At 59.1% G+C, this 20646-nt stretch carries 17 protein-coding genes and 1 pseudogene; 11 read left to right on the forward strand and 7 right to left on the reverse strand.

The window, feature by feature from the left end:
- The first annotated feature begins 11 nt into the window (after window positions 1-11).
- A complete protein-coding gene (locus KF707C_RS12905; RefSeq protein ID WP_003449185.1) occupies window positions 12-3119 on the forward strand; it encodes an efflux RND transporter permease subunit in 3108 nt (1035 codons plus the stop codon).
- Window positions 3116-4615, forward strand: a complete 1500-nt coding sequence (locus KF707C_RS12910; protein WP_003449184.1) for an efflux transporter outer membrane subunit — start codon at window positions 3116-3118, stop codon at window positions 4613-4615. Before KF707C_RS12905 ends, KF707C_RS12910 begins: the two co-directional genes overlap by 4 nt.
- Window positions 4616-4739: 124 nt before the next feature.
- Here KF707C_RS12910 and tnpC read toward each other — a convergent pair whose 3' ends face one another.
- From tnpC to KF707C_RS12945, 7 genes and pseudogenes are all read right to left on the reverse strand, one after another.
- Entirely contained in the window at window positions 4740-6266 is a 1527-nt protein-coding gene (gene tnpC, locus KF707C_RS12915; protein WP_003449169.1) for an IS66 family transposase, read from the reverse strand.
- Window positions 6267-6285: 19 nt separating this feature from the next.
- Window positions 6286-6642 carry an IS66 family insertion sequence element accessory protein TnpB gene (gene tnpB / locus KF707C_RS12920; RefSeq protein ID WP_003449170.1) on the reverse strand — a complete coding sequence of 119 codons (357 nt, stop codon included), beginning with the start codon at window positions 6640-6642 and terminating at the stop codon, window positions 6286-6288.
- Between the two features lie 133 nt (window positions 6643-6775).
- Window positions 6776-7010, reverse strand: a pseudogene (locus KF707C_RS29745) (transposase); the annotation flags it as partial.
- A gap of 62 nt (window positions 7011-7072) precedes the next feature.
- Window positions 7073-7795: an ATP-binding cassette domain-containing protein gene (locus KF707C_RS12925; protein ID WP_051050688.1), complete on the reverse strand. Its 723-nt coding sequence runs from the start codon at window positions 7793-7795 to the stop codon at window positions 7073-7075.
- 742 nt (window positions 7796-8537) lie between these two features.
- Window positions 8538-9731 (reverse strand): YcaO-like family protein, encoded by a 1194-nt coding sequence (locus KF707C_RS12935; RefSeq protein WP_069776281.1) that lies wholly within the window; start codon window positions 9729-9731, stop codon window positions 8538-8540.
- On the reverse strand, window positions 9728-10522 hold the full coding sequence (locus KF707C_RS12940) for a SagB/ThcOx family dehydrogenase (RefSeq protein WP_051050690.1): 795 nt from the start codon (window positions 10520-10522) through the stop codon (window positions 9728-9730). Before KF707C_RS12940 ends, KF707C_RS12935 begins: the two co-directional genes overlap by 4 nt.
- A complete protein-coding gene (locus KF707C_RS12945; protein ID WP_158526754.1) occupies window positions 10522-11373 on the reverse strand; it encodes an McbB family protein in 852 nt (283 codons plus the stop codon). The genes KF707C_RS12940 and KF707C_RS12945 overlap by 1 nt, the downstream gene beginning before the upstream one ends.
- A gap of 403 nt (window positions 11374-11776) precedes the next feature.
- On the opposite strand from KF707C_RS12945, the gene KF707C_RS29750 reads away from it, so the two are divergent.
- The 9 genes from KF707C_RS29750 (at window position 11777) to KF707C_RS12995 (ending at window position 20646) form a co-directional block, all read left to right on the forward strand.
- On the forward strand, window positions 11777-12676 hold the full coding sequence (locus tag KF707C_RS29750) for a helix-turn-helix transcriptional regulator (RefSeq protein WP_158526755.1): 900 nt from the start codon (window positions 11777-11779) through the stop codon (window positions 12674-12676).
- Window positions 12677-13611: 935 nt separating this feature from the next.
- Window positions 13612-14556: an IS110 family RNA-guided transposase gene (locus KF707C_RS12960; RefSeq protein ID WP_096368019.1), complete on the forward strand. Its 945-nt coding sequence runs from the start codon at window positions 13612-13614 to the stop codon at window positions 14554-14556.
- A 159-nt stretch (window positions 14557-14715) separates the two neighbouring features.
- Window positions 14716-15459: an SDR family oxidoreductase gene (locus KF707C_RS12965; RefSeq protein ID WP_003452140.1), complete on the forward strand. Its 744-nt coding sequence runs from the start codon at window positions 14716-14718 to the stop codon at window positions 15457-15459.
- 37 nt (window positions 15460-15496) lie between these two features.
- On the forward strand, window positions 15497-15823 hold the full coding sequence (locus KF707C_RS12970; protein WP_003452143.1) for a DUF190 domain-containing protein: 327 nt from the start codon (window positions 15497-15499) through the stop codon (window positions 15821-15823).
- A 51-nt stretch (window positions 15824-15874) separates the two neighbouring features.
- Window positions 15875-16090, forward strand: a complete 216-nt coding sequence (locus tag KF707C_RS12975) for a DUF3820 family protein (RefSeq protein WP_003452144.1) — start codon at window positions 15875-15877, stop codon at window positions 16088-16090.
- A 308-nt stretch (window positions 16091-16398) separates the two neighbouring features.
- Window positions 16399-17748, forward strand: a complete 1350-nt coding sequence (locus KF707C_RS12980; RefSeq protein WP_003452146.1) for an outer membrane beta-barrel protein — start codon at window positions 16399-16401, stop codon at window positions 17746-17748.
- A 66-nt stretch (window positions 17749-17814) separates the two neighbouring features.
- The gene (locus KF707C_RS12985) at window positions 17815-19128 is read left to right on the forward strand and encodes an ABC transporter substrate-binding protein (RefSeq protein ID WP_003452147.1); all 1314 of its coding nucleotides are present in this window, start codon (window positions 17815-17817) and stop codon (window positions 19126-19128) included.
- 89 nt (window positions 19129-19217) lie between these two features.
- Window positions 19218-19940, forward strand: coding sequence for an ABC transporter ATP-binding protein (locus tag KF707C_RS12990; protein WP_003452148.1), 723 nt, complete (start codon window positions 19218-19220; stop codon window positions 19938-19940).
- Window positions 19941-19944: 4 nt separating this feature from the next.
- Window positions 19945-20646, forward strand: a complete 702-nt coding sequence (locus KF707C_RS12995) for an ABC transporter ATP-binding protein (protein WP_003452149.1) — start codon at window positions 19945-19947, stop codon at window positions 20644-20646.

Below are 20646 nucleotides of genomic sequence, written 5' to 3' on the forward strand. Positions count from 1 at the left end.
GGAGAAGGGCTATGAACCTTTCCGCCCCCTTCATCCGTCGTCCTGTCGCCACCATGCTGCTGAGCCTGGCGATCTTCCTGCTGGGCAGCGTGAGCTTCGGCCTGTTGCCGGTCTCACCGCTGCCGCAGATGGACTTCCCGGTCATCACCGTGCAGGCCAGCCTGGCGGGCGCCAGTCCGGAGATCATGGCCTCCAGCGTCACCACGCCCCTTGAACGCTCCCTGGGCTCCATCGCCGGCATCAACCAGATGACCAGCCGCACCAGCCAGGGCTCCACGCGGATCATCATCGAGTTCGACCTGGACCGGGACATCAACGGCGCCGCCCGCGACGTGCAGGCGGCCATCAACGCCTCGCGCAACCTGCTGCCCAGCGGCATGCGCAGCATGCCCACCTACAGGAAGGTGAACCCGTCCCAGGCGCCCATCATGGTGCTTTCCCTCACCTCCGACGTGCTGGAGAAGGGCCAGCTCTACGACCTGGCCTCCACCATCCTCGCCCAGAGCCTGTCCCAGGTGCCCGGCGTCGGCGAGGTGCAGATCGGCGGCAGTTCCCTGCCGGCGGTGCGCGTGGAGCTGGAGCCGCAGCTGCTCAACCAGTACGGCCTGGCCCTGGACGATGTGCGCAGCGCCATCGCCGCCGCCAACCAGCGCCGCCCGAAGGGGGCGGTGGAGGACGCCGGGCGGCACTGGCAGGTGGGCGCCAGCGACCAGCTGGAGAAGGCCGCCGACTACGAGCCGCTGATCCTCCGCTACCAGGACGGCGCGGCCCTGCGACTGAAGGACGTGGCCAAGGTCCGCGATGCCGTGGAAGACCGCTACAACAGCGGCTTCTACAACGACGACTCGGCGGTGCTGCTGGTGATCAACCGCCAGGCCGGCGCCAACATCATCGAGACCATCGAGCGCATCAAGGCGCAGTTGCCGGCCCTGCAGGCGGTGCTGCCGGCCAGCGTCAACCTGAACCTGGCCATGGACCGCTCGCCGGTGATCCGCGCCACCCTCCACGAGGCGGAGCTCACCCTGGTGATCGCCGTGTCCCTGGTGATCCTGGTGGTCTACCTGTTCCTCGGCAACCTGCGGGCTTCGCTGATCCCCGCGCTGGCGGTGCCGGTGTCCCTGGTGGGCACCTTCGCCGCCATGTACCTGATGGGTTTCTCCCTCAACGTGCTGTCCCTGATGGCGCTGATCCTGGCCGCCGGCCTGGTGGTGGACGACGCCATCGTGGTGCTGGAGAACATCTCGCGGCACATCAACAACGGCATGGCGCCCTTCAAGGCGGCGCTGCAGGGCACCCGCGAAGTGGGTTTCACCCTCTTGTCGATGAACCTGTCGCTGGTGGCGGTGTTCGTCTCCATCCTCTTCATGGGCGGCATCATCGACCGGCTGTTCCGCGAGTTCGCCCTCACCCTGGCGGTGGCCATCCTGGTCTCGCTGCTGGTGTCCCTGACCCTGACGCCGATGCTCTGCGCCCGCTGGCTGAAGCCCCACGTGCCGGATCGTGACAGCCGGCTGCAGCGCTGGAGCGAGGTGATCCACGTCCGCATGGTGGCCGCCTACGACCGCACCCTGGGGGTCGCCCTGCGCCACCCGCGCCTGACCCTGGCCAGCCTCTTGCTGACCATCGCCTGCAACGTCGCCCTCTACGTGCTGGTGCCCAAGACCTTCCTGCCCCAGCAGGACACGGGCCAGCTGATCGGCTTCATCCGGGGCGACGACGGCCTGTCCTTCACCGTGATGCAGCCGAAGATGGAAACCTTCCGCCGCGCGGTCCTCGCCGACCCGGCGGTGGAAAGCGTCGCCGGGTTCATCGGCGGCAGTGGCGGCATCAACAACGCCTTCATGATCGTGCGGCTCAAGCCCATCAAGGAACGCAACATCTCCGCCCAGAAGGTCATCGAGCGGCTGCGCGCCAACCTGCCCAAGGTTCCCGGCGGGCGGCTGATGCTGATGGCCGACCAGGACCTGCAGTTCGGCGGCGGTCGCGAACAGCGCAGCTCCCAGTACGAGTACGTGCTGCAGGCCGGCGAGCTCTCGGATCTGCGCACCTGGATGCCGAAGGTGACCGCGGCGTTGAAGTCGCTGCCCGAACTCACCGCCATCGACGCCAACGAAGGCGAGGGCGCCCAGCAGATCACCCTGCAGGTGGACCGCGACGCCGCCAAGCGCCTGGGCATCGACATGGCCATGGTCAGCTCCGCACTGAACAACGCCTACAGCCAGCGGCAGATCTCCACCATCTACGACAGCCTGAACCAGTACCAGGTGGTGATGGAGGTCAACCCGAAATACGCCCAGGACCCGGCGACCCTGCAGCAGGTGCAACTGATCACCGCCGATGGCCAGCGGGTGCCGCTGTCCACCTTCGCCCGCTATGAGCGCAGCCTGGAGGAGGACCGGGTGACCCACGAAGGGCAGTTCGCCGCCGAGGGCATTTCCTTCGACCTCGCCCCTGGCGTCAACCTGGAGCAGGCCACCGTGGCCATCGAGCGCGCGGTGGCGGCCATCGGCATGCCCAGCTCGGTGATCGCGCGGCTGGGCGGCAGCGCCGATGCCTTCGCCAAAACCCAGCAGAACCAGCCCTGGATGATCCTCGCCGCCCTGGTGCTGGTGTACCTGGTGCTCGGCATCCTCTACGAGAGCTACATCCACCCGCTGACCATCCTCTCCACGCTGCCGTCGGCGGGCGTCGGCGCGCTGCTGGCCATCCTGCTCACCGGTGGCGAGTTCAGCCTCATCTCCCTGCTCGGGCTGTTCCTGCTCATCGGCGTGGTGAAGAAGAACGCCATCATGATGATCGACCTGGCGCTGCAACTGGAGCGCCAGGACGGATTGTCCCCGGACGAGTCGATCCGCCAGGCCTGCCTGCTGCGCCTGAGACCGATCCTGATGACCACCATCGCCGCCATCCTCGGTGCCGTGCCGCTGCTCATCGGCGGCTCCGAGGGCGCCGAGATGCGCCAGCCGCTGGGCATCGCCATCATCGGTGGCCTGGTGCTGAGCCAGTTGCTGACCCTCTACACCACCCCCGTGGTCTACCTCTACCTCGACCGCCTGCGCCATCGGTTCAATCGCTGGCGCGGCGTGCGGTCCGACGCCGCCCTGGAAACACCGCTATGACTGCCTTCGCCACTTCCGTGAAACCCCTGCGCCACGCCGTCGCCCTGGCCCTGGCCGGCCTGCTGCTCGGCGGTTGCGCCATCGGTCCGGACTACCAGCGGCCCGAACAGTCGGTGCCCGCCCAGTTCAAGCATGCCGAGGGCTGGACCCTGGCCAGCCCGGCGGACCTGGCCCAGCGCGGCGACTGGTGGACGTTGTACGGCGACGCCACGCTGAGCGATTTGCAGCAGCGCCTGGACGTTTCCAACCAGACGCTGGCCCAGTCCGTGGCGCAGTACCGTCAGGCCCAGGCGCTGGCCCGTGGCGCCCGCTCGTCCTTCTTTCCCTCGGTCAACCTCAACACCAGCAAGACCCGCTCGGGGCAGGGCGGCGGCAGCAGCACGGTGCGCCTGTCCGACGGCTCCACCGTCACCAGTTCGGGCAGCGGCGGCATCTCCAAGAGCTACGACGCCAGCCTCGGCGTGAACTGGGAGATCGACCTCTGGGGCAAGCTGCGTCGCCAGCTGGAATCCGACACCGCCAGCATGGAAGCCAGCGCCGCCGACCTGGCCGCCGCCCGCCTCAGCCTGCAGTCGGAGCTGGCGCAGAACTACCTGCAACTGCGTGTGCTGGACGCCCAGAAGCGCCTGCTGGACGCCACCATCGCGGCCTACCAGCGGGCCCTGACCCTGACCGAGAACCAGTACAGGGCCGGTATCGTCACCCGCGCCGACGTGGCCCAGGCCACCACCCAGCTGAAGAGCACCCAGGCCCAGGCCATCGACCTCAGGTACCAGCGGGCGCAGCTGGAGAACGCCATTGCCGTGCTGGTGGGCGTTCCCCCGGCGGAGTTCAGCCTGGCCGAGGTGGACGGCCTCCCCAGGCTGCCGAACGTCCCCGCGTTGCTGCCCTCGCAACTGCTGGAGCGGCGCCCGGACGTGGCCTCGGCCGAGCGCAACGTGATGGCCGCCAACGCCCGGATCGGCGTCGCCAAGGCCGCCTGGTTCCCCAGCCTCAGCCTGAGCGCCGCCGGCGGCTATCGCAGCGGCAGCCTCCAGGACTGGATCACCACCCCGAACCGCTTCTGGTCCATCGGGCCTGAGTTCGCCATGACCCTGTTCGACGCGGGCCTGATCCGCTCCCAGGTGGACCAGGCGGAAGCCGCCTACGACCAGACCGTGGCGACCTACCGCCAGACCGTCCTCGACAGCTTCCGCGAAGCGGAGGACTACATGGTCCAGCTGGACGTGCTGGAGGAGGAGAGTGGGGTGCAGCAGGAGGCCCTGGACGCCGCCCGCGAAGCCCTGCGCCTGGTCACCAACCAGTACCGCGCCGGTACCGTCGACTACACCAGCGTGGTCACCAGCCAGGCCACCGCCCTCAGCAACGAACGCACCCTGCTCACCCTGATGGGCACCCGCCTGACCGCCAGCGTCCAGCTCATCGCCGCCCTGGGCGGAGGCTGGGACCCGGAGCGGCTGGAACAGGTGGATCCGGAGTCCGAGGAACGGCCCTGACGGATGGGGCGGCCCCCATGAACAGGGCCGGCGCAGGGTATTTGAACAGGTTGAAGCCAAAGCTGTGGGCAACTTCGTTGTATCCGCTCCATAAACCCCGTCTTCCTTTGACGAGTTGCCGTGATCAGGATGCGTTTGTCGGTGGGCAGTTCCACGGCAGCAGGGCTTCGAAGTCTTCGATGCTATTGGCCAACGGCAGGCGTTCGAGGATGTAGCGCAGCCAGGCATAGGGCTCCTGCCCGTTGGCCTTGGCGGTTTCGATCAGGCTGTAGATCTGCGCGCTGGCCGTAGCGCCTTTGGGCGTGTCGCTGAACAGCCAGTTCTTGCGCCCGATGACGAACGGGCGGATGGCGTTCTCCGCGCGGTTGTTGTCGATGGGCAGATGTCCGCCTTCGACATAGCGCACGAGCCGGCTCCAGTTGCTGGCCAGGTAGTTCACCGCCTTGCCCAGGGCGTTCTGCGCGGCGACCTGCGGCTGAGTCTTGTCCAGCCAGGCCTTGAGTTGATCGAGCAGTGGCTGACTACGTTGCTGACGAGCTACGAGGCGTTCGCTGTCGTTAGCCTCCTTCAGGTCGCGCTCGATGCCGTAGAGCTTGTTGATCAGGTTCAAGGCCATGTCGGCACGCCCGATCTTGCCCTTGGGCTGCACCTTCTGCGCGTCGATGAACTTGCGCCGGGCATGGGCCCAGCAGGCCAGACGCTCGATCCCCGTTTGCGCGGCCACGGCGTTGTAGCCGGCATAGTCGTCGGTCATCAGGTAGCCGCTGAAGCCTTCGAGCAGGTGCAACGGCACGTCCTGCGCACGGCTGGTGCTGTAGTCGAACAGGACGACAGGTTTCTCCGGCGGGCCGCCGCTCTGCACCCACATCCAGGACTGCGCCGTGGGATCGCGCCCGGGCTCATGCAGTACCTGGAGCCGGGTTTCGTCGCAGTGCAGCACCGGGTAGCCCAGCAACTGGTCGCGCATCAGGTTGAGCAAGGGTTGTAGCTGTTCGCCGGACTGGATCACCCAGCGCGCCAGGGTCTGGCGGGGGATGTCGATGCCGTGGCGGCTGAGCATCTTCTCGAAACGATACAGCGGGATGCCATCGGCGTACTTGGTGGTCAGCAGCATGGCCAGCACGCTGGGACTGGCCAGGCTTTTCTCAATCAGTTGCGCCGGTTTGTCAGCGGTGACCGGGGCGGTTTCGCAGGCCTTGCAGGCATAGGTCTTGCGGATATGGCGAATGACCCGCACCTGCATCGGGATGATTTCCAGCTGCTCGCTGGTTTCCTCGCCGATCACCTGTTTGCAGGCGCCGCAGGTACAGGTGCGCTCGTACTCAGGCAGCTCGTGGATGACATCCACGCGCGGCAAGTTAGCCGGAAGAGGCTTGCGCTTGCCACGTCGCTTCACGGGGGCGACGACTTCTTCGGCCTCGGCTTCACTCGATCCGCCAGCAGGCTCTTCGAGCAACTCCTCAGCCTCGTTGAACATGGCCAGCTGCGGGGAGTCGGCATCCTCGGGACTGCGCTCGGACTTTGGCGAGAACAGTTTGTGGCGCAGCAGAGCAACCTGCTCTTGGAGTTGCGCCACCTTTCCGTGCGCCAACAGCAGCATCTGCTTGAGCAGAACGGGGTCGTCGGGAAGGGAGTCAGCGCCGGATTTCATGGCGCCGGATTATACCGGCTCAGCTTACAAAACGTGGGGTCAGCACTTTGTGTGGCTGGTTCCCCCAGAGGTCGAAACCTGCCAACAACTGATTCAGTTCCCGCACCGTCAACACGATGGGTTCCTCCGCATCGGGCTTGGTCTTGAAGCGCTCAGCCTGCAAACGCTTGAGCCACAGGCAGAAACCGTTGCGTTCCCAGTAGAGGATCTTCACCCGATTGCGCGTCTTGTTGAGGAAGACGAACAACACCGGATCGAACACGGCCACCTTGATATCCAACTCCACCAAGGCCGCCAGACCATCAATGGATTTCCGGAAGTCGACCGGCTTTGGATAGAGGTAGACGGCTTTGACCTTGGCGTCCGGACGCATCATGACGGGGCTCCACTGGAAAAACGGGAGCCCAGCATCCGCAAGCGGTCAGTTCAAATGAAGGTGGGGTTTGTGGAGCGCTTACACTTCGTTCGCCAATGGGCGGTGTTCGCAAGCGCGCTCCTACACGGATGCGATCATCTCGCCAGCCACGGAACCATTGGTAGACTTTTGACGACGGGCGGAACCGTTCCGGCAGATCGCGCTAGGTGACTCCGGAGCAGCGGACCCAGAAGATGTTGTTGAGTACCTGCCGATCATCACTCACGGCGACCGCTTCTCTGTTCCAGGCAAACAAGATCCTTGAACAACTCCCATGCAGCATCAGGGATTTTGTAGCGCCATTCGATGCGGGTCCCCCGGCCAACCATGACGGCAATTCTACCAGTACCAATATTTCGCATAAAAACTGCGAGCCGACGATTAAAGCTCTTCAATGAGCAGACGCAGCCGCTATAAAGGCTTCATCCAATGTTTTCGTATGGTATGCACTAAGAAATGAATCTTTGCTCATGTATTTTTTGAGTTTCTTGTTACTTATCATGTAGAAGCATGTGCAGTTTTGAATAATTTCTTCCGTGTTATGTGATGATACCAAAACTGCACCGCCGTCCATTGAGAACCCTTTTATGCACTTCCAAATGTAATGTCTGAACTCAGGGTCAACACCTGCTGTTGGTTCGTCAAGAATCACAAGATCAGATCCATTTGTAAGGGCGAGCAACGCGAAAAACCATCTCTTTTCACCGTAGCTGCAGATTGCTGATTTCTTTTTTAGAAGTTCATTGTATCTGCCGACTATTTCGGGAGCTAATTTCTTTAATTTATTCAAGGTTTGTGTTTCTGGATAGCGATCCTCGCAAGTAAGGGAGGAAGCCATTGTAAAAATTTCATGCATTTTAAGAAGTGGCGGTGTTGTTATTGTTTGGGAAAGGTAAGACTGTCTCTCGAACGTGTTGTAGATGAGTCCTGAGTTTGGTTTTGAAATGTTGCATATTAGGTCGAAAAGCGTGGTTTTTCCGGAGCCATTAGGGCCTAGTATTCCGATGATCTCCCTCTCTGAGATTTTCATTGAGGCTGCATTAAATATTTTATTTTTCTTGTGGGCGAAATCTATAAGTTTGACTTCAAGGAATTTCTTTGAGAAAGAGGTCATTAGTATCTACTCCAAACGGGGTTGACTATCATTTTTTTTGACGCCAAGAGTGCGGTTGCTGGGAAGAATATTGCTGTAAATAGCACTGCCATGATGTTGTGCGATAACCCATTTTTCATGATATCTGTTGCGTAATGCACCGGATTGATAAGGTTAATATACTGAAGAAAATGGTTGTTGGAGTGTGTTGAGTAAATGGCGGAGCCTACGGCTGTAAAAATTATTATCGACATGGTCGTGCTTGAGTTCTGAAAGCTTAGTGGGGCTAATGTTATTAGTAATCCGAAAATTGAGAATAGGAAGAAGCAAGATATGAACCTTGCACCAAGTGAAGCGTAATGGATAATGGAGTAGTCCGTGATAGATATTGATGTGATTATGTAGAAGGTAGAGAAATATATAAGAGATACTGTGCAGTAGGCCAGGATCTGGGCTGCAAGGAAGGTGTTTCTAGATTGTTTTGTGTATATGAATGACCTGATGAAGCCACTTTCCCTTCGGCCTATTATGTAAAGGGATAGCCCGAAAAAGGCCACGCTTGCAGATATGTATGAGAAATACAAGGAACTGATTTCGGTGTAGCTTTCTCGTGTTAGCTCTTGGTTTCTGCTTTTGTTGAGCAAGTTGTAATAAAAGATGGAGATAGGGGAAATGGTAGTCCATAGTATGGAGATTGGCTCTCTGAGTTGCTCGGTGATCAATATTTTCACTAGTTTTATAGTCCGGTACATGGAGATTCCTCTCAAGGAAATGGAACCATTTTTCCAAGGCGTCTTTTCAAGATGTCAGTCAAAAATCGCCTGGAGTACAAATTCTCCAGGTTGAATGCCTCCGCGTTGTTCATGTGCATAAAAAAGTCCGGTGATACAAAGCGAGAGTAGTGCATTCTGCCTTCTGAGTTTGTCTCCTCTTTTACATACAAGAAGCCACTGGCGCCTAAACTCTCAATGGATTCTACAAGGTTCTGGAGGGTGATTTTATGTTTGTGATTTTTTGGTCGTGGTTGATCGACATGTGGATTTGATATTTCTTCGTAAGTAGAGATGGAGTTGCATTTTATGAAGTGTCTCTGGTAGGGATCCTTGATGGTTGACGTGTCTTGAAAGCCTGTTTCAAATAAGTTCAAGAATCGAAAAGTTTGCCATAGTTCTAGAAGTGATTTATTCAGGGCGTCGCCGGAAGAGGAAGCGTATGACATTCCTGCGCAGTATCTGACCGTGGAGGAGTTGGAGTGTGCGCCATATATAACTAGTGCGCACTCGCCAGGAAAGATTGGGTCGGATATGTTGAATGCTTTCAGGTTTCCATGCTTTGAAAGCAAATTGAAGAGGCTATAAGTTTCTTGGTTTGAGAGTACTTTTTCTATGTGTTCTTTTGAGTAGATTTCTGAGCATTTGTTTGTTAGCCAGAATCTCAATAGAAAATTTCTCTCCAGGATCTCCTTTATTGCTCCTAGTAGCGAACTTTCCAGTCCTAAGTGAAAGCTTGATCCGCAGGTGTCTCTGCGCGGATAAAACCTATTGTCTTCAAAATAGTTTCTTGCGCCAAGGGATAGAGTGATGGATGGGATTCCGCATTTTGAAAAGTCCTTTAGTCGAAATACTTCTGTTATATGAAATCTATGGCTCAGTATTGATGTAATTCCCTCTTTGCTTGTTTGTATGAAGGCGGATGCGAAGCTGTTTGTCTCGTCTTGGTCGAGGTATTCGCCAAGTAGTGCTTTTTTGGTGTAGGGTACTTCAGCGTTAAAGTGCCGTCGCTCGAAGTACTCACCGATAGCCGTTGAATACCATGAACCGGAGCGACCTATACCTGCACCAATATTTCTCCATGAATCGTACACCTCAAGAGAAGGGGGTAATTCTTTAACTGCAGAAGGTTGGAGTTGAAGGATGTTAGGAGAGGTTAAAAAAATAGACTGATTTGCAATGTTCATGCTTGGTACCCAAAGAATTGGACTGCCATTGGGAAAAATAGAGTTGGATTTAGTCCTAGGTGTTTACATATCATGACATCGGAGTACCCAGACCAGACTCTGTTTTTTAGTCCGAGAGCCTTAGAGTTCAAGTCGAGGAGCATGTACATCGAGCCTGCCTCCATTAGTGCTAGTCTGTATCCTCTATATCTATATTTGAAAGATGTTTTGGGGATGTACGCAACGAATATTATTGCGGCACTTGGCGTTCCTATATTCGATCCATGGGGAAGAATTGCTTCAGTCAATCTCTCTGTATTGGAGGTTTCTTGGATTGGCTCAAATGTTTTCTTCCTGTTCAAGAGGTGAAGTACTCTCTCATCACATGGCCAATCTTGCGGACTGCCTAGTGAAAATATAAAGGTTTCCACCGGATAAAGGGCTCCACCACTTGGATAGCCACGGTAATAATTCTCGTCAACTGTTAAGAGGGGGCTGCAAAGTCGCTTGATGGTCTCAAAGCTCAAGTCTTTCCTGATGAAATTAGCGCAGGATCTTTCCCTTTTCAGTTGTTCAATTAATTCTTCTTCGTTTCGCGAGTATTGGCCGCAGGATACATCTAGTCCAGGGTAAAGGCTAAGTTCGTTTCCGGTGAGTTTTTCCAAATCCTTTTCCTGTATGTTGTGTAGATACGAATAGTCGGAAAGGGCTTGGTGTATTAAATAGTTTCCTTGATAGTGAAATTCATGGATGTTTTCTAGAACTTTTCCTTCACAGAACTTTAGATAATAGTCGTGGGGGATTGTGCTCATTATGGTGTCCTTAGACAATCACACATTGTCCAGTGAGGTATTGTTTCTTCGCTTGATTCACCTGAGTGGAGGTTTATCGCTAAATTTGGTAGGTTGCAGTCTTGAGTTCTGAAAGTTAATGAGCCTTGCGTGTGTAGATTTATTTTTTTTGCAATGGCTCCGGATGTTAAGGCTCTTTGGTATGCAGTAAATCTCCTAAGAGGTATGGGTTCATGCTGCTTTATAAAGTGATTGAGTAGCTTGCTCCAACCGCCTCTCGGTGAGTTTTTTTCGAATGCGATTATTTTGTCTATGAGGCAAAAGTGACATGGGTTTCCAATGCTAGGTATGAATGGTGCGCTGATGTAAATTGACTCTCCGTTAGAATATATTACTGATATGGCACTGTCGGGGTTTGAAGATGCGAGGCTGAAGAATTTTTTCTTCAGGTCGGAATAGTTGTAGTTGAGTGCTGATATTACAAAATATCGTTTCTCACATTTTTGTTGTGATGTGTCTTGAGCTGCTGTGAGATACGTGATCTTGCATCGGGTTTCCGAAGTTATTATTTCCTTGCAATAGAATAATGAGCTTTTTTCTTCGGTGATGAATGTCGCTCCGCTGAAATAACTTGGTTTTCTTATTGAGTGAGGAAATGTTGCTATTAGAAAATCTTCCCAGTCATTTTTTGTTAGGTTGTATTTTTCTGATAGGTCAATTTCTTCTATGTTGGTTTCGGCTGTTTGGTTTTTTATCCATTCGAGTGCTTTTATTATTTCTGGAGAGGTAATTCTGAATATCCCTTTCTGCGTTGTTATTAGCGCTGCTTTTTTTGTGATGGCTAGGTCGAAGTCGGTTGAGTTTATTGTCATTGTTTTATGTCTCATTCTGTCTGTTGTGTGCGGCGCTTGATTGAAAGCCTTCCCGACATTAAGTCGGGAAGGCTGATTTAACGTTTTACTCATCCTCAGTTATATGGTTTCCGCCGCAACCACCACACCCACCACTGCCGCCACTACATCCGCCCCCACCTCCGCATCCACCACTGCCACCACAGCCTCCGGCGCCTCCTGAACCACCGAATGCAAGGGGAACGTCGGCGGGGCCATGGTCGAACTGGTACTCAAAAATGATCTCTATGAAATGGTTGTTGTTCATTAGTTGTACCTCTTGTCTTGTTTTCTAGTTTCTGTTTTTTAGGTATTGCAGGAATTAGTTTATTTTTAATTTTTTATTTTTCATCTATCAAAAATGATAGTTTTCAAGGTTTTTCCTATGTTGGTTGGCCTCGCTCTGTATGAAAGTTCTCTGTTTGGTTGGGATGTTTCTTCGGGAAAACAAGCGCCGCTTTGGGTTTTTCGGTTTATTTTATATTTTGTTGATTTTTGTTGTTGGCGCTTTCTATGGGGTTGTGTTCGCGAAAAGTTGTATTTGGCTAGGGTTTGTATTCAATTAAAGTTTTCCAGAGCAGACGACGGGGGAATTATGCCTTCTCTTTCTGAAGTTGGGCTGATATCAAGAGCGTTGACGAGTTATGATTTGAGAGTGCGGGTGGAGGAGGTTTCCTCAAAGTTGGGTGTTAGCGGTTTTTTTATGGAGACGAGGTGCGGCTCTGATATTTTTGTTGATGAGCCTTTGGTGTTTGAGTTTGGATCTATTAGGCTGGGCGATATTGGTGGGGAGGAGTATGAGAAGTCTTCGCTTTTTGATAGATTTTTTTATGGATCAATCTTGCCGAAGACTTGGGGTGCGAAAGTGGAAGGGATCGAGAGAGTTGATCTTCCTTTCAGTGTCAATGTGGGGTGCAAAGTTGGTATGGTTTTCCCTTTGATCGGTACCGGCGGGGAGCGTGGTGTCTTGGGATTTTCCTTTTCAACAGAGTGTGGATTTGCAGAACGAATTCAAGAATTTAGCTTCGTGAGAGATCATGTGCTAGAGGCACTCCTGAGAATAAGATATTCATTGAGGCGAAGGTCAATAGGTGTTTCTAAGCGAGAGTTGGAGGTTTTGCTCTGGTGTGCTCACGGAAAGACTGCATGGGAAATATCAAGAATATTGTCATGCTCTGAGGCAAATGTGAATTTTCACGTGGCTTCGGCAAAGAAAAAGTTGAGGGTGTCTAGCAGGTCCGCAGCTGTCGCTGTAGCGATAAAGTCTGGGCTTATTGAAATGTAGGTGTCTCAGGTGTGTTTTGCGTGATTGCACTATGTAAAAAGAATTTTTTTGGAGCGTTGGCGTATTGTGCTCGCTTTATGGTGGGCGTGGATGATAAATGTTTTTCTGGTTATCTTTTCGCGTATTCGGTGATAACTCCTGCTTACGTTAGAGAGCACATGAAGTCGTTCTCAATTTGCTATTAGTTTTTCCTTCTCTGTAACAGCACATCGCGTTCTCAGCTTATTTACGAGCCTCTCCCTCACCACTCCCAATCCTACCTGCCCAGAGAGCGCGAGACGAAAGCCCTGGATCTCCTGCATTCTTTCGGCGCTCCCAGACGTTAGTGCTCGTCCCCGGCACTCGCAGTGAGAGTAGGCTGACGCCTAGGATTATCGCCAATGCCGCGCGAAGGCCGGTCAGGCTGGTGCTGGAATAGCGTGTACCAGTCTTGTACATCGAGGTCGTCGAGGATCTCGTTGCGGTACAGTCTGCGGGCAGGGAACGCCACCAATCGTAGAGGCTCACGACCATTGGCCGGGCCTCAACTCAGCCACTCCGGCTAGGACGTCAGGTTGTCGCCGGCATCCTCCGTGAGCTTGACCAGCCGAACTCCACAGGGCTCGCGGGCATGGTTCCAGGCTAGATCGCGAGCTCGCTCCTACAGACAACCGGCGCGGGCCTTGCCCTGTAGGAGCCGGCTTGCCGGCGAATGGCGCGGAATGATTCGCGAGCGAGCTCGCTTGTATGTCGTAAGGTGAGTCTGTCGGGGGTGGAGGGACTGAGCTCGCTTCTGCAAGACAGACGGTAGGAGAACTCCCCCACTCCTGGCTCACGACAAGCGCCGATAAGGAATCCATCGACTCGAGTAGCCGCTCGAGATCGACCATATCTGCAAGCCTGCGCACAGGTGAGCCCCCCGACAGACTCATTCATCTTGTCGGCCGGAATCGCACATGACAACCCAACCCCCCATCATCGGCATCGACGTGGCCAAGGACAGCCTGAGCCTGTATCGCGCCGACCTGGACCAGTACTGCACCCTGGACAATGACGCCCGCAGCATCCGCGCCTGGCTGAAGACGCTCCCCGGCGACTGTGCCTTGGCAGTGGAAGCCACCAGCACCTATCACGTGCAGCTCGTCGACCTGGCCCATGCGCGTGGTCATCGCCTCTATGTCATTGATGGCTATCGCCTGAGCAATTACCGCAAGGGCATCGGTGGCCGCATCAAGACCGACGCCAGCGATGCCCGTCTACTGGCCCGTTATCTGGCCCACGAACAGGCCCAACTGCGGGTCTGGCAACCCGCCGGCAAGGCTTACCGGCTGCTGCAAAGCCTGCTGCGACGCCGGGCGACGCTGATCCGCAGTGCCACGGCGCTGCGCCAGAGCTTTGGCCATGACACCCAGTTCAAGGTGTCGATGAAAGCGGCGCTCAGCTCCCTCAAGCGCCTGGAGCAGCGCCTCGATCAGGACATTGCCCAGGCCCTGAAGGACGCTGGCCTGGCCGAGCAGGCCAAGCGTTGCCGGGCCATTGAAGGCATCGGCCCGCTAACCGCAGCAGCCCTGAACATGGCCTTTCAGCGTGGCCCCTTCCGCAACAGCGACGCCTTCATCGCCTTCCTGGGCCTGGATGTGCGCGCGAAGGAATCGGGGCGCTACAGCGGACGCCGCAAGTTGAGCAAACAGGGCGATCCGGAGGTCCGGCGGCTGCTACACAATGCCGCCATGGCCGCCAGTCGCACCAAAGCTTGGCAGAAGCTCTATCTGGGCTACCTGGAGCGTGGTCTGAAAAAGACCGAAGCCCTGACCATCCTGGCACGGAAACTGGCTCGAATTGCCTTCGCCCTCATGAAGACCCAGCAGCCGTATCGGTCACCAACCTGTACGGCGGGGTAGACATAGAATCTCCTACAGGAGCCGGCTTGCCGGCGAAGAGGCGTCGGCGATGCGCTCGCTGATGGCCGGCGCCCCCGAGTCGGGTGGCAGCGGCTATACCACAGGAAAGCCCCCACAGCCTTCGATGGCCGCAGTGTCGCGGGGTGCTTGGGAGCCGCCATGCCAGAACCTGCCAGAACCGCAATAGTCACCGGGGCTTCCCGGGGGATAGGCGCCGCCATTGCCCGTCGCCTGGCCGCCGAGGGGATCCAGGTGGTGGTGAACTACAGCACTCGGCCGGAAGCTGCCGAGCAGGTGGTGGAGGACATCCGCCGCGCCGGGGGGCGAGCCTATCCGGTGCTGGCGGATGTCAGCGATCCGGTGGCGGTCGCCGTGCTTTTCGACCAGACCGAGGTGGAGTTCGGCGGCGTCGATATCCTGGTCAACAACGCCGGCGTGATCCAGCCGGGCCTGGTGCCCCTGGCCAACACCGAGCTGGCGCTCTACGACCGGCTGTTCGCCATCAACACCCGGGGCACCTTCAACACCCTGAAGCTGGCGGCCACCCGGCTGCGCAGCGGGGGGCGCATCGTCAACCTGTCCAGCAGCGTGGTGGGGCTCTGCCTGCCGGGCTACGCCATCTACGCGGCCTCCAAGGCGGCGGTGGAAACCATGAGCGCCATCTTCGCCCGCGAGCTGCGTGGCCGCGATATCTCGGTCAATTGCGTGTCCCCGGGGCCCACCGCCACCAGCCTGTTCCTCGACGGCAAGCCGCCGGAACTGGTGGAGCGCCTGACCCGCCAGGCGCCCCTGGAGCGCCTGGGCACCCCGGAGGACATCGCCAACCTGGTGGCCTTCCTGGTCGGTCCGGAGGGCGGCTGGGTGAATGGCCAGACCTTGCGGGCGAATGGCGGCATCATCTGATCGGGTCCCGTGCGAACCACGGGACGAGGAGCCTGTCATGAAGGGTTACCAGCTCACGCTCTACACCCAGCAGAACCGTCGCCACGAGGGCAAGATGCTGGCGGACTGGATCGTCGCCCTGGCCATGGAGATGGGCCTGCGCGGGGCGACCCTGGTGTCCGGGATCGAGGGGTTCGGCCACAACCGGCAGTTCCATTCCCATCACTTCTTCGAGATGGCCGACCAGCCCATGCTGATCCTCCTCGCCCTGACCGAAGCCGAGTGCGACGCGCTGTTGCAGCGTCTGGAGCGGGAAGGCGTGCCACTGTTCTACGTGAAGGTGCCCGCCGAATTCGGCCTGATGGGCTCGCCGCTGGATGGCTGATCGGCGCTTCTGCGACAATCCACGGCTTTACACCGGAGGAGACCGCCGTCGATGAACCCCGAAGACCTGCTGCTCCTGGTCACCCGTGAAATGCCCTACGGCAAGTACAAGGGCCGCCTGCTCGCCGACCTGCCGGGCCACTACCTCAACTGGTTCGCCCGCGAAGGCTTCCCCAAGGGCGAGATCGGACGCCTGTTGATGCTGATGCAGGAGATCGACCACAACGGGTTGAAGCCGTTGCTGGAGCCGTTGCGCAGGAAGCGCTGAGCCTGATTTCTCGGGTTCCGTGCAGCCGGGGCCCAGGGACCTGTTCACGAGCCTCCACACCCGAATGCCCGATTGCGGGCACCTGTTCCGTCCGATAACCGCCCATCCCGTCGCCCCCCATTTCCCGTCCCGGCCGCTCTGGCGCAGGGGTGCGGGGCATTGTTCGCGAAGCACGAACACTCATATCGCCGAAACCGGAATTGTTGCGTCGTAGGGCCGCTTGTAGCTTGCGATCCAGTCGGACGGCCCGCATTGCCAGCGAGGACCGTCACGGCATCAGGCCGACTAATAACAACAAGGTAGCTGCCATGATCCCTCGCAAGCATCTTTCCGCGTCCTCCCTGTGCGCGCCGGTCCTGGCGGCCGCCGCGCTCTGTCCCGCTTTCGTCCAGGCCGCCGCGCCGGACCCCTCCGGTTCGCTGTTTCGCAGTGCGTTCGGTGACGGTCTGGAGGCGGACTACGGCATCAAGGTCAATGGCTGGGCCCAGGCCGGCTGGACCTACAACGACAACGGCAGCGACGACCTGAGCAAGCAGGCCTTCTTCAACAACGATGAAGGCTTCAACCTCAACCAGGTTGCCTTGTCCATCCAGAAGGAACCCAAGGGCAACGTGGTCGGTCGGGTCGGCCCCTTCCCGGGGCCGATGCCGGAGCAAGCCGATTGGGGCTTCAATGTCACCGCGCTGTACGGCAAGGACGCTCGCTTCTTCAAGACCTACGGCTTCGACGACGACCTGGGCGTGAACCGCAGCGCCGACGCCAACGACGAGAACTTCAACATCGCCCAGGCCTACCTGGAGTTCTACATCCCGGTACTGGGCGGCTCCAACCTGATGCTCGGCGTGTTCCATACGCCGCTGGAGAACGAGATCGGTTTCGCCCTGGGCAGCCCGGCGCCGGCGGACTTCTACAGCCACACCTACTCCTTCATGCATGGTCCGGCCAAGCACACCGGCGCGCTGTATTCCTTCAAGCTGCCCCAGGAGGAGGGCGGCAGCATGCTCGGCTTCGAGCTGGGCCTGGTGCAGGGCTGGAACAACATGCAGGACCCCAATGGCGACCCCGATGTCATCGCCAACCTGCGCTGGCGCTCGGCGGATTTCCGCACCTGGGTCGACTGGGAGAACATCTACGGCAACGGCGCCGGCGACAGCTTCGCCGAGTGCGCCTGCGGCTCGCCGATTCCCGCCGGCACCCAGGACGATGACCTGACCCGCTACGCCAGCTACCTCACGGTTTCCCATGTGCTGGACGAGCGCAACCGGGTCGCGGTGGAGTTCAAATACGGCCAGCAGGAAGACGCCGCCTTCGCCGCGTTCGCCGACAAGGGCAACGCCCACTGGTATGGCGCCGACGTGAACTGGTACCACCGCCTGGCGGATGACCTGACATGGAACAGCCGCGCCGAGTGGTTCCATACCGATGCCCCGGTGCATGTTGTGATGGCCAACATCGACCCGCAGACCGGTATCCCCGATCCCAGCTGGGGCAGCTTCTACGGGGTCACCACCAACCTGGCCTGGACGCCGGTGCCCCATGTCCGCCTGCGCCCCGAGTTGCGCTACGACATCCACAGCGGCCATGGCCGCGACGCCTACGGCGGCGGCCGCGAGGACAGCCAACTGATCGGCTCCTTCGACGTCACCGTCTTCTTCTGATCCAACTCCATCCCACTGCCAAGCCCGCCGGACGCTCGCGCGCCCGGCCCGGCGAGAGGATTCCCCATGGACAACAACAAGAAACCCCACGCTGCCGGGCTTTCCCGGCGTGATTTCCTGCGGGCCAGCGGCGTCGTGGCTGGCGGCGCGCTGCTCGCAGGCCTTTCTCCCTCGGGCCCCGCCCTGGCGGCGGAGAAGGTCATCCGCATCGGCTACGTCAGTCCCAGGACCGGTCCCCTGGCGCCGTTCGCCGCCGCCGATGGCTACATCCTCGACAGCCTCGCCTCGGTGCTGAAGAACAGCATCACCGTGGGCGGCCAGCGCTGCCGCCTGGAGGTGATAGTCAAGGACAGCCAGTCCAACCCCAACCGCGCCGCCGAAGTGGCCAACGAGCTGATCCTGTCCGACGGCATCGACCTGATGCTGGTGTCGTCCACGCCGGAGACCACCAACCCGGTGTCGGACCAGTGCGAGATCAACGAGATTCCCTGCATCTCCACCGTCGCGCCCTGGCAGCCCTGGTTCTTCACCCGTGGCGGCAAGCCGGACCAGGGCTTTGAGTGGACCTACCACTTCTTCTGGGGCCTGGAGGACGTGATCGCCACCTACACCGCCATGTGGGGCGACATGGGCAGCAACAAGGTGATCGGCGGTCTCTTCCCCAACGACGGCGACGGCAATGCCTGGGGCGACAGCCAGCTGGGCTTCCCGCCAGTGTTGGCGCAGAAGGGCTTCCAACTGGTGGATCCGGGTCGTTTCCAGAGCCTGACCGACGACTTCTCGGCACAGATCTCCGCCTTCAGGAAGGCCGAGGCGGAGATAGTCACCGGGGTGGTCATCCCGCCGGACCTCACCACCTTCTGGACCCAGGCGCGCCAGCAGGGCTTCCAGCCCAAGGCCATGTCCGTGGGCAAGGCGTTGCTGTTCCCCTCGGCAGTGGAGGCCCTGGGCAAGGCCGGGCACAACCTCTCCACGGAAATCTGGTGGAGCCCGAGCCATCCCTTCGCGTCCTCGCTCAACGGCCTGACCGCCGGGCAACTGGCCGAGCGTTACACCAGGAGCACCGGCAAGCAGTGGACCCAGCCCCTGGGGTTCGTCCACGCGCTGTTCGAGCTGGCGGTGGACATCCTCCAGCGCACCGAGGAAGTGGGTAACCCCGAAGCCACCCGCGATGCCTTGCTGAAAACCGAGCTGAACACCGTGGTCGGCCCGGTGAGCTGGAAGAAGGGGCCGGTGAAGAACGTCGCCAAGACGCCGCTGGTGTCCGGCCAGTGGCGCCTCGGCGGGCCCTTCACCTACGACCTGGTGATCACCAGCAACCAGACCGCGCCGCAGATCCCCCTGGGCGGGGAGATGCAGGCGATCGCATACGGCGGTTGAGTCCGAGCGCGGGCGGGCGTCCCTCACCCCAACCCCTCTCCCCGGGGGAGAGGGGCTCGTCCGTGCTCCATTCGAATAGGTAACGACACATGCAACAACTCCTCGTACTGGAGCAGGTGAACAAGCGCTACGGCTCGGTGAAGGTGACCGACGATCTCAGCCTGGCGCTGGCGCCGGGTGAGGCGCTGGGCATCATCGGGCCCAATGGCGCGGGCAAGAGCACCCTGTTCAACCTGATCGCCGGCGGCGTCGCCCCGGACAGCGGGCGTATCCGTTTCCGGGGCGACGACGTCACCCGCGAGCCGGTGTACACGCGCTGCCGACGCGGCATCGGCCGCTCCCACCAGATTCCCCACCCCTTCGTGAAGATGACGGTGTTCGAGAACCTGCTGGTGGGCGCCACCTTCGGCGCCGGCCAGGCGGAGCGGGATGGCCAGGCCTGGTGCGCCCATATCCTCGAACTGACCGGGCTGATGAAGAAGGCCAACGCCCTGGCCGGCTCCCTGACCCTGCTGGAGCGCAAGCGCCTGGAAATGGCCCGCGCCCTGGCCACGCGGCCGCACCTGCTGCTGCTGGACGAGATCGCCGGTGGCCTCACCGAGCCGGAGTGCCTCGAACTGGTAGGCACCATCCAGGGGATCCACCGCTCCGGCACCGCGATCATCTGGATCGAGCACATCGTCCATGCGTTGCTGGCGGTGGTGGGGCGCCTGGCGGTGATCAACTTCGGCCGCAAGCTGGACGAAGGCGAGCCCACTGCCGTGATGGCCAACCCGAAGGTTCAGGAAATCTACATGGGCATCGGGAGCTGAGGTCATGCTGAGTATCCGCGAACTGCACGCCGGCTACGGCGACTTCCAGGCCCTGTTCGGTATCGACCTGGATCTGGCCGAAGGGGAGACCCTGGCCATCATCGGCTCCAATGGCGCCGGCAAGTCCACCTTCCTGCGCTCCCTGGCCGGGCTGATCCGCAACGACCCCGGGGCCATCCGCTTCCAGGGCGAGGCCATCGGCAGCCTGCCGGCGAACCGGGTGCTGGAGCGGGGCATCGCCCTGGTGCCCGAGGGCCGCAAGCTGTTCCCATCCCTCACCGTGGAGGAAAACCTGCTCATCGGCGCCTACAGCAAACGACCGGGGCCCTGGAACCTGGAACGGGTCTACGGGCTCTTCCCGGTGCTGGCCGGCCTGCGCAAGCGACCCGGCACCGCGCTGTCCGGCGGCCAGCAACAGATGGTCGCCATCGGCCGCGCGCTGATGTCGAGCCCGAGCCTGCTGCTCTGCGACGAAATCAGCCTGGGCCTCGCGCCCACCACCATCAAGGACATCTATGCGGCGCTGCCCTCCATCAAGGCCGACGGCACGGCGGTGATCCTGGTGGAACAGGACATTAACCAGGCGCTCGCCGTGGCGGACCGTTTCTACTGCTTCCAGGAAGGACGCATTTCCCTCTCCGGCAAGCCGGGCGAGGTGGGCAAGGACGAGATCAAGGCGGCCTATTTCGGCCTGGCGGAGGCGTGA

This window comes from Pseudomonas furukawaii (assembly GCF_002355475.1).
Classification (GTDB): domain Bacteria; phylum Pseudomonadota; class Gammaproteobacteria; order Pseudomonadales; family Pseudomonadaceae; genus Metapseudomonas; species Metapseudomonas furukawaii.

Bases quoted from the DNA above. Each gene is read 5' to 3' on its own strand.
- KF707C_RS12960 (WP_096368019.1), top strand. From the start codon at position 13,612: ATGACAACCCAACCCCCCATCATCGGCATCGACGTGGCCAAGGACAGC.
- tnpC (WP_003449169.1), bottom strand. From the start codon at position 6,266: ATGAAATCCGGCGCTGACTCCCTTCCCGACGACCCCGTTCTGCTCAAG.
- KF707C_RS12985 (WP_003452147.1), top strand. From the start codon at position 17,815: ATGGACAACAACAAGAAACCCCACGCTGCCGGGCTTTCCCGGCGTGAT.
- KF707C_RS12945 (WP_158526754.1), bottom strand. From the start codon at position 11,373: ATGACAATAAACTCAACCGACTTCGACCTAGCCATCACAAAAAAAGCA.
- KF707C_RS12980 (WP_003452146.1), top strand. From the start codon at position 16,399: ATGATCCCTCGCAAGCATCTTTCCGCGTCCTCCCTGTGCGCGCCGGTC.
- KF707C_RS12925 (WP_051050688.1), bottom strand. From the start codon at position 7,795: ATGACCTCTTTCTCAAAGAAATTCCTTGAAGTCAAACTTATAGATTTC.
- KF707C_RS12990 (WP_003452148.1), top strand. From the start codon at position 19,218: ATGCAACAACTCCTCGTACTGGAGCAGGTGAACAAGCGCTACGGCTCG.
- tnpB (WP_003449170.1), bottom strand. From the start codon at position 6,642: ATGATGCGTCCGGACGCCAAGGTCAAAGCCGTCTACCTCTATCCAAAG.
- KF707C_RS12935 (WP_069776281.1), bottom strand. From the start codon at position 9,731: ATGAACATTGCAAATCAGTCTATTTTTTTAACCTCTCCTAACATCCTT.
- KF707C_RS29750 (WP_158526755.1), top strand. From the start codon at position 11,777: ATGTTGGTTGGCCTCGCTCTGTATGAAAGTTCTCTGTTTGGTTGGGAT.
- KF707C_RS12970 (WP_003452143.1), top strand. From the start codon at position 15,497: ATGAAGGGTTACCAGCTCACGCTCTACACCCAGCAGAACCGTCGCCAC.
- KF707C_RS12910 (WP_003449184.1), top strand. From the start codon at position 3,116: ATGACTGCCTTCGCCACTTCCGTGAAACCCCTGCGCCACGCCGTCGCC.
- KF707C_RS12940 (WP_051050690.1), bottom strand. From the start codon at position 10,522: ATGAGCACAATCCCCCACGACTATTATCTAAAGTTCTGTGAAGGAAAA.
- KF707C_RS12995 (WP_003452149.1), top strand. From the start codon at position 19,945: ATGCTGAGTATCCGCGAACTGCACGCCGGCTACGGCGACTTCCAGGCC.
- KF707C_RS12975 (WP_003452144.1), top strand. From the start codon at position 15,875: ATGAACCCCGAAGACCTGCTGCTCCTGGTCACCCGTGAAATGCCCTAC.
- KF707C_RS12905 (WP_003449185.1), top strand. From the start codon at position 12: ATGAACCTTTCCGCCCCCTTCATCCGTCGTCCTGTCGCCACCATGCTG.
- KF707C_RS12965 (WP_003452140.1), top strand. From the start codon at position 14,716: ATGCCAGAACCTGCCAGAACCGCAATAGTCACCGGGGCTTCCCGGGGG.